The following is a 4490-nucleotide window of genomic DNA, read 5'->3' as shown; positions in this document are numbered from 1 at the left end:
ATTCCAACAGTTAAGTATTCTTCATAGGCGGGTAATATCCGGATAATTATCTACTTCTTCTTTTCTGGATATTCTTAATAGATTCCAACAGTTAAGTATTCTTCATAGGCGGGTAATATCCGGATAATTATCTACTCCTTCTTTTCTGGATATTCTTAATAGATTCCATAAGAGTTATATTTAAAAGTGGGATTAAAGTATTGGAGTAAAATTTTTTTTTGCAGGAGAATAATCAGCACTATAGGATAGTACTTCACTACTAGATCGCTACTATAAAGTTAAAATTAATTGTGCTTTAATTCATAGAGATATAGACAAAAAAATACTGTAGTAGTAGCCTTTTATATTCCCTTTATAGTAACTAGAATTATAAGGTTGGTAGTTAGAATAGTAGCGGTTCTAACCATAATAACTACGAGGACAAAGTTGAAAGCCTAAAAAATTACGGCGATGTAGAAGTAAAAATTCAGTTCAGAGATTGATAAATCACAGACTTTTCACCATAATTTTTCACAAAACCTCGACTCTTCATTACCTGTTCAAATAATTCCGTAGACAAACTATTTTCCACAGACCAAACTCCCGGTTTATTCAGTTTTCCAGATAAAATCAATTCGGCAATACCACCAGCACCAATACCCGTAACAGTTGCAGTATCTTTATGGATAATTGACGAGCAAAAATCAGCTTTTTCCCCTGACTTTTTACCAATAACTTTCGCTTGAATTGCTACACCAGTACCACTATATTTATCTGTAACTTGAGTCATTTTATAACTAACTTGAGAGAGAAATTCTATTACCCCTGAATTCTTTAACCAACTAACAGGAAATAAATGAGCAGTCATCCAAGTTAGATGATTATAAAAATCGGGAAAAGAACCGAACTTTGTAGTTACGGTTTGTACAGAAAAAGAAGTCGGCAAAGTCAAAGATTCTGGCATATCAAACCAGTAAACTCCAATTTTTCCGTAGGGTTTAGGAAAATCAATAACTTGGCGATCGCTATAAGGTTTAACAAATTCCCACTTGTTATTTTTCCACACCTCAAAATGATTTTGTAAACCTAAAAAAGTAGTCCGCATAACTGTTACTCCCGCTCCACCCGAACCACCTACGACATAACTTAAATGTATTTCCTCTGGTTTATCAAATTGTTCGACAGATTGACGGACTAAACTATTAGAAATTCCAGGAAAAATCCCTGTATTAATAATTGCAGTAACACCAGCTTGTTTGGCAGCTTCAGAATATTCTAAAGCTTTACGAGTAAATCCTCGATAGTCGCTAATATCGACATAATTAATACCAGCTTCGATACAATTTTTCAGAACATTAGTATCGCGATGATGAAACGGACCTGCACAATGAATAACTAAATTTCCAGAATATTTGCTGTAAGAATGAATAGTCTTTTTGACTGTTTCTTTATCTGCTAAATCTAGAGCTAAATATTTAACTCCAGAAATAGGAATTTCTTTGATATTGGCCTCTGGTTTACGTCCGGTAATAGTAATTTCTGAGTTTGTATAAGTAGCTAAATCTCTAGCAACACTACTACCAATTCTGCCGTATCCACCGATGATTAAAACTTGGTTAGTCATCTTTAGTTAATTGATGTTTAATGGAATAAAAAGTATCCTAAATTTTAAGCCATCTAACTGATTAGCTGGATTGATTTTTCAATAGTAGTTCTGTGAAATTATCCTCTTCACTTTCTGGTTTAAGATACAACGTGCAAATTCGCTCGACATCATCTGGATAAACTTGATTTTTATGACACCAAAGCTCGATACAGACATTGCTGAGAGCTTCTATTTCATCGTAATTAACATTAGCTGTTGGGGTATTTTCATCACAAGCAATTTTATTTAAGACTGTGACAATTTCAGGCTCAGTTAATTTATTAGTATTAGGATTGTAAAAAATACCATGTTCTGTCTTTTGATGACGAAGTAGCATATAAAGTAAAGGTTCTTTATCTGAAGATAATTTACTGCTAATTAAATCATCTGCCAAAGTCTCAGCATAATCTCGATTTTGCTGTAGTTTAGCAGTATGTTGATAATAGGGAGAAATTTCTAAATTTGCCAGAGCATTCAAATCGATTTCTCCAGATTCAATAGTGACTTGGGGTGCCATTTCTGGAACGTTTATTTCTTGGATTTCTTCCGCAGTTAAAACAGGCAAATCAATTACTTTTTTTGATTCGTAATGGCGAGACATTAAATTTTCCCACCGCTTTTGAATTTCTACTAAATCATAGTTAATTGTAGTTGCTTGATTTTGATTAGTAAGTGTTGGTACAAAAGTGTAAATTTCCACAGTACGAGGTGAATGCCAAAAGCGTAAAATTCTTCCCGCTCTTTGCACTGGTTTAATAGGAGTCCAGTCAATATCGTAGTTAATTACTACTGAGGCATCTTGCATATTTACACCTACACCATGAGTATCTGTAGAAATAAAAATGTCATAAGTTTCTGAATATTGATTAGTTTTTTTATTGGCAATAGGAGCAAATTGGTTAATCATATCTTCAATTTCTTTACTTTCTTTCATCTTGAATTTTTCTTCGCTTTCACTTTTTTCAATAGTTGCTGCAATTTTTAAATTCGGAAATCTTGATTCTAGTTTTTCATATAAATAAAAAACAGTTGGTCTTCTCTCAGAAAAGATAATAATTTTTTGCTGATTTTTTGCTGCTTTTTTAATTATTTTTGATAAACCATTAATTTTTAGATCGTTAATGTCATCAAAATTTTTTAGCTTGGTAATAATTGGTTTTAAAAATGCTGCTCGCTGTTGACGAGAAAATATAAATTCTAGCCTATCAAGGGTATAACTATTTTTCCCTCCTGGAGTATCAGCAATACTTTCTAGGATGTCTTGAAGTGCTAAAGGAGAACTTGCCCAAGAAATTTTAACTAATTGATTAAATAAGTCTTTAGACATAGGGTTTCCCATAACTTCAAAATATCCTTGAGTTATAGCTTTAGTTAATTCTGCTTCAAAAATCAGTGGAAAATTGATAGTATGAAGAACCATATTAGGAATATAACCTTTTTTATCGCTGAAGTTAATATAAGTTCCTTGTTCATCTTTTTGACCATAATATTTAGCAACATGAGGGGTTGTTAATTGACTAACTACTGGTAGTTTTACAAATTCATCAGTGCTTTCAACAGACCAAATTTTGACATTTTTAGTTTCTTGATCAAACAAAGTACTATGTTCTGGGAAAGTATTTAAAAAATATTCAAATTCATGGGGATTATTAGCTGTATGAGGTAACAGATAAAGTTGACTATTAATATTATCAAGATTTGTACCATAGGGAGAACCTGTCATAAGTAAAACTTTAGCATTACCTTTTTTTACTAATTCTCTAAGTCTAATAAAAGCTGTTCGTTCAGAAGGATTTTTTTTCCTATTAGACAGGTCCTTTTTAAAGCGATTTCTAAATTCGTGACTCTCATCAATAATTAGTAACCAACTTTGCTGTTCAACTACTTCTAAAATTTCTGTAAATTCCTTGAGTTTATGCCGAGCATCTTTCATTTCTTTATCAAATATTTTTTGCACAAAAAATTGATAAGGAAGTGCAGCTTCTCGCATTTCTTTTCGCCAGTTACTCTCAACAGCTTTCGGTGCAATAATCATCACATTATCAATTAAATTTTCTTCTTTTAAATGTAGAGCTACATGAACAGCAACAAAAGTTTTTCCTAATCCAGTTGATGCAACTATCATTGAACCATTAAAGTCTCGCATTTGCCGTAATGTTTGAGCAATCATATCAATTTGATAAGAAACTGGTTTTTTTGTATAACAAGTTTTAGGAGGTTGTTTATTTTCAAAAGCGGACACTAACATGGTTTTCAGATAAATATCCCAAGGCGTATCAAATTCTAACCATTTCAATAAAATATCTAGAAGTTCTTGAGTCAAATCTTGAGCATTATTAAAGTAATTGTCAAATTCTTTAATTAAAGCAGCAATTTCAATTTTATTCTTAATAACATTCCCACCTTCAGCTTGTTCCATAAGCCCTTTTCCTGTCAGATTTGAAGAGGTTTGAATTGCTGCTTCTCTATCGGAAATATAAAGTTTGTTGTGATGGTCTGTTGCTCTAGCGTCAACTATTTCAAATTGGTTGGATTGTATTTTTTCTACAAGGTCAATAACTGCTTTTCTTCTATCTTTATCTAATCCTGTCCGTAAATCTCGCATTATTTCTTGAATTAGAGCCATTCTTGCTCTTTGTTCTCCTGGATCGTCTAAACCAACTAAAAGAAAGGTTTGTTTACCTTTAGTGTAACGACGGATAAAATTCCATCCTTTGATAGTAAAAAAACCTGTAGCAATCCGAATTTTACTTTTAGCTTTTTCTAGCCATTCACTAATGTTTTGAAATGATTTACCTGATTCAAACCAACTTAAACGTTTTCTGTTCATTTTTAAACCTTTAGTTTTGGCATGGAAGTTTTACAA

At 32.2% G+C, this 4490-nt stretch carries 2 protein-coding genes; both read right to left on the bottom strand.

Translation table 11 applies throughout. The features are described from left to right. Window positions 1-466 precede the first annotated feature (466 nt). The gene (locus tag AC3DU7_RS07895) at window positions 467-1603 is read right to left on the bottom strand and encodes a saccharopine dehydrogenase family protein (RefSeq protein WP_488038805.1); all 1137 of its coding nucleotides are present in this window, start codon (window positions 1601-1603) and stop codon (window positions 467-469) included. A gap of 61 nt (window positions 1604-1664) precedes the next feature. Further along, complete coding sequence (locus AC3DU7_RS07890) at window positions 1665-4454, bottom strand: helicase-related protein (protein WP_488038804.1); 2790 nt, start codon at window positions 4452-4454, stop codon at window positions 1665-1667. Window positions 4455-4490: the final 36 nt, after the last annotated feature.

This window comes from Okeania sp. (assembly GCF_983059655.1).
This window is presented reverse-complemented; position numbering and strand designations above follow the sequence as displayed.

Excerpts from the sequence above, each read along its gene's own strand:
- AC3DU7_RS07890 (WP_488038804.1), bottom strand. The coding sequence starts at position 4,454 with ATGAACAGAAAACGTTTAAGTTGGTTTGAATCAGGTAAATCATTTCAA.
- AC3DU7_RS07895 (WP_488038805.1), bottom strand. The coding sequence starts at position 1,603 with ATGACTAACCAAGTTTTAATCATCGGTGGATACGGCAGAATTGGTAGT.